This is a genomic window from Hugenholtzia roseola DSM 9546 (genome assembly GCF_000422585.1).
Taxonomy (GTDB): domain Bacteria; phylum Bacteroidota; class Bacteroidia; order Cytophagales; family Bernardetiaceae; genus Hugenholtzia; species Hugenholtzia roseola.
On sequence record NZ_KE383889.1, the window covers coordinates 1 to 4,430 of the forward strand.

Consider the following 4,430-nt stretch of genomic DNA (forward strand, 5'->3'; position numbering starts at 1 on the left):
TATTTTATTAACAGATTTAGGGTTTTATGGCTGGAAACTTCCACAAACAACACTTATTATGCCCCACAAGAAGCCCAAAAATAAGGAACTTACCAAAATACAAAAAGTTCAAAATAGACTACAAAGTAAAGAAAGAGTAAGAATAGAAAATGCGTTTGCACACCTAAAAGCATTACGAATTGTCAAAGAACGAATCAGAACTTACATAGACAAAACAAAAGAAACCGTATTCACCATAGCCGTAGCACTATACAATTTCAGGAAAACTTTTGCCCTAAAAAGAAAAGTCATACGGCTATAATTATTCATAAACTCTATTATTTTAATGGGGGGGCTTGGGTTGCCGTCGGAGGCGGTGGTTCAGGCTGGGGACTTACAGGCAACACGGGAATAAATCCTGTGATAAATTTTATCGGAACAACGGGACCGCAAGATTTTGTTACACGTACCAATAACCTTGAGCGTATGCGCCTTACGAGTGCCGGCAACTTTGGTATCGGCACAACAACTCCCGCGCAGCGTCTCTCTGTCAACGGGTCTATCCAAGCTATTGATTTTACAACCTCTGGCGGTCAGAACATCATCATTGGAGACGATGCATTTATGGCGGATATGGATTTACCGAATCGTACCGCTATCATTGGTTTGCAGAACAACACAATCGGCGAATTACAATTAGGAAACAGTGCCACAAATCCAACACTTTCGGGTAATCCCGGTTTTCTTTTTCTGAACCAAGAATTGCGCATTCAAAATAATGTTAACGTTTTTCGCAGAGCAAACCGACCTGTTATATTTTCAGATAACTTTACTACCTTTGGCTTTGGAGCAGGGGTTCATCTTGCAAACGCAGAAAGTGAAGAAGGTGGCTTTTATGCAGATGGCAACTATGCAATGGTCTATAGTCCCGGCGACAACGACTTAGTGAAATTCGTTGATGAAGATGGTTGGGATAATGCTGGTAATGCCTATGATGGTGGTTCACTTAGAGCGCGTATAGACAATGGTGGAACTTTTTTCACTATATCAGATATAAATCAGAAAGAGGACATCAAAAATCTAACAGGCTCTCTAATGAAAGTTATGGCTATTAGTGGATATACCTATAATTTTAAACTTCTTCCTGGCGAGGTTAAAAAGAACAGTCCTAAGACGAAGGGAATAGGAGTTCTGGCGCAGGAGGTGGAGCGTGTTTTTCCTGAAGCTGTCAGCAATATAGACGGACATTACATGGTTAATTATTCCGCCTTCGCTCCTCTACTAATTGAAGCTGTGAAAGAGCAACAGAGCCAGATAGAAACGCTGAAACAGGAGAATCAAAAAATGAGAGCAGAACTTGATGAATTGAAATATTTACATCAAGAGCTGGAAAATATTAAAAAGTTACTAAATAATAAAAAATAATTTTTTATTTTTATAAATTTTACTCTCATGAAAAAAATAATACCGCTTCTGCTGCTTTTGCTGACGGTGCTGCCCTTAAAGGCGCAGTTTGTCAGGAACGAAGGGGCAAGCATACAAATCAATACAGGTACTTATGTACGCAGTGGCGAATGGACAAATGCCACCGCTACTTCTACCACCGCCCTAAGCGGCGAACTTTTGCTAACACAAGACTTGGTCAATAACGGTACTTTTGCAGGTGCAAATGGCTCTTGGTTGCGCTTTGTGGGTGTTGCGCTGCAAAATGTCGAAGGCACAAATCAGGTTGCTTTGTCAAATTTGCAAGTCAATAACGGAGGCAATCATTTACAACTACAAAATCAGGTCTTGATAAATACTCAATTAGACCTGACAAATGGACGCTTGTTTTCCGATTTGGCGACCATCTTCTTTTCGCCTACTGCCCTCAATCCGGCAGAAACCAACGCCAATCGCATCATAGGTACTGCCGTCATGCAGGCGCGTCCGATTGGCGTAGGGGCGATGCCTACTTTCCTAAACGCTACTTTGGGTGCTGGTGCAGACGTGGGTAATGTTACCCTTACACGCCGTACAGGAGCGCAAGGCATTATTAACATAGCAGGAAATACGAGCATTGCCTCTTATTGGACTTTCGAGACTACCGCTGGCGGCACGCGCGATTTGACACTCTCTTGGCTTTCCGATTTAGACAACGGCAAAGATTTGACCCAATTGCAGCGTTGGCGCACGGCTTCCTACAATACGATTGCTGCCCCTTGGAATCAAGTCGCTGCCTTGAGCGACCTTTCTGTTCGCACTTTCACACAGAGCGAAACAGACTTGCAAAACTCTTGGACATATTCTGACGCTGCCAATCCTTTGGGTCTGATAAGATGCGTCGACAACCAAACTGCCAACACAGTTGCTCTTGCTTGTACTTATACCCATAGCGATAATACTTGGAACAGTACCGTCAGTGCTATCGTAACGGGACTAACCTACGACCTCACTGGGGCAACAACGGCATCTGGACTTACGACCCTAAATGGTGCAGTTTTCAATTTAGGCGTTACCACCGTTACGGCTACTGCCGTAAGTCCTACGCTCTCACAAAGTTGTAGTTTCACCGTTACGGTTTCGGATAATGTAAATCCGATTATCACTTGCCCTGCGAATATCACGGTCAATAACGAATCGCCTATCTGTGCAGGAACGCGCGTGTGTTATCCTTTCCCTACGGCTACGGATAATTGTCAGCCCTACTCCGCTCCTATTACAGGCTATACTTATTTGGGTTCTATTGGCAGCCAATCGTATTACATTTCAAATGTCGCGATGGATTATCCAACAGGCTTGGCAAGTTGTAGGGCAAATGGTGGCTACATGGCGCAAATAGGTGATGCCACCGAAGATGCACAACTTCGCACTTGGGTAACGGCGCATTTTGCAGGCTCTCCCGCGCCCTATTTTGTAGGACTCACCGACCTTGCCATTGAAGGAACTTTTGTTTGGGAAGATTGCTCTAATACAGGTTACACCAACTGGGCAGCAGGCGAACCCAATAATTGGGCAGCAGGAGGCGAACATGCAACTACGGTCTTAGGGAATGGGCAATGGAATGATTATCCAAGCTACTTTTCTTTTAGTCATATTTTGGAACTTAATGGCGCATATATCACGCAAACAGCGGGTTTGTTGCCGAATAGTGTTTTCCCTGTTGGTACAACAACGAACACGTTTGTAGCGACAGATGCAGCGGGAAATACAAGTACTTGTTCTTTTGATGTAATAGTGAATCAATATACATATATTGATTGTCCTGCTAACATCTCTGTCAATGGTGACCCACTCATTTGTGGAGCTATTGTTACTTTTCCTATGCCTACAGCTTGTGACGCGATAAGTGTGGTACAAACAGCAGGTTTAGCCTCAGGTTCTGTCTTTCCCGATGGTATCACAACGAACACGTTTGTAGCGACAGATGCGTTAGGAAATACTGCCACTTGTTCTTTTACCGTTACGGTGAATGTTCCGCCCACAGTGGTATGTTCTGCCGACATTTCGGTCAGTAGCGACCCTAATGTTTGTGGTGCAGTGGTCAATTATCCGTTGCCTACTGCTTGCGCAAGTTTCACGATAACTCAAACATCGGGCTTGCCTTCTGGTTCTCTCTTTCCTGTTGGCACGACAATAAATCGTTTTGTTGTAACAAATGCAGCAGGTAATTCTGTTGATTGCTCCTTTACTGTTACGGTTGCCGACACCAATAGTCCTTCTATTGTTTGTCCTGCTAATATTTCAGCCAATGCTGCAATAGGCACTTGTGAGGCTACCGTTACTTATCCTATGCCTACTTCTACTGATGAGTGCAGTAGTTATATTACCCAAAATTCTCTCTCGTCTATCTTTTTGGGTGGAAATGGTCAAAATGGCAATATGTTCGATATCACTACCAGTAGTTCGCCTATAGAGATAAATTCTTTTAGCCAGAGATTTGACAATAGTGGCACCACTACCATGTTGGTTTATTACAAAGTTGGTACTTATGTTGGTTCAGAAACCAATGCCGCTGCCTGGACGCTTTTAGGAACTGCCACAGTAACTTCACCAAGTATAGGGGCAGTTGTAGATGTTCCAATAGGGGGCTTACAAATTCCCGCGGGGTCGGTTTATGGCATTTACATCACGACAAATGGGACTAACCCTATTGTTTCCTACACCAATGGGGCAAATACCTATTCAGATGCTAACCTTACTATCACAACGGGCGTAGGCAAGTCGTATCCATTTGGGTCGACTTTCTCTCCGCGCACATGGAATGGTACAATAAACTATTCTGTGGCAGTTCCAAATACCGTAGTGGTTTCACAAACGGCAGGTTTGGCTTCTGGTGCAATTTTCCCGGTAGGCACAACAACCAACACGTTTGTTGTAACAGATTTGGCAGGCAATACCGCCACTTGTAGCTTTGATGTAACCGTTACGGACAACCAAAATCCGACTATCGCTTGCCCTGCGAACATTTC

General features: G+C 43.9%; 3 protein-coding genes. All 3 read left to right on the top strand.

Annotated elements, in window-relative coordinates; translation table 11 throughout:
• The coding region (locus tag G500_RS24485) for a transposase family protein (RefSeq protein WP_161626175.1) at positions 1–301 on the top strand (301 nt) is incomplete at its 5' end.
• A gap of 98 nt (positions 302–399) precedes the next feature.
• Positions 400–1,404 (top strand): tail fiber domain-containing protein, encoded by a 1,005-nt coding sequence (locus G500_RS0120660; RefSeq protein WP_154657262.1) that lies wholly within the window; start codon positions 400–402, stop codon positions 1,402–1,404.
• A gap of 27 nt (positions 1,405–1,431) precedes the next feature.
• A partial coding sequence (locus G500_RS26115) for an HYR domain-containing protein (protein ID WP_035758348.1) occupies positions 1,432–4,430 on the top strand: 2,999 nt, incomplete at its 3' end.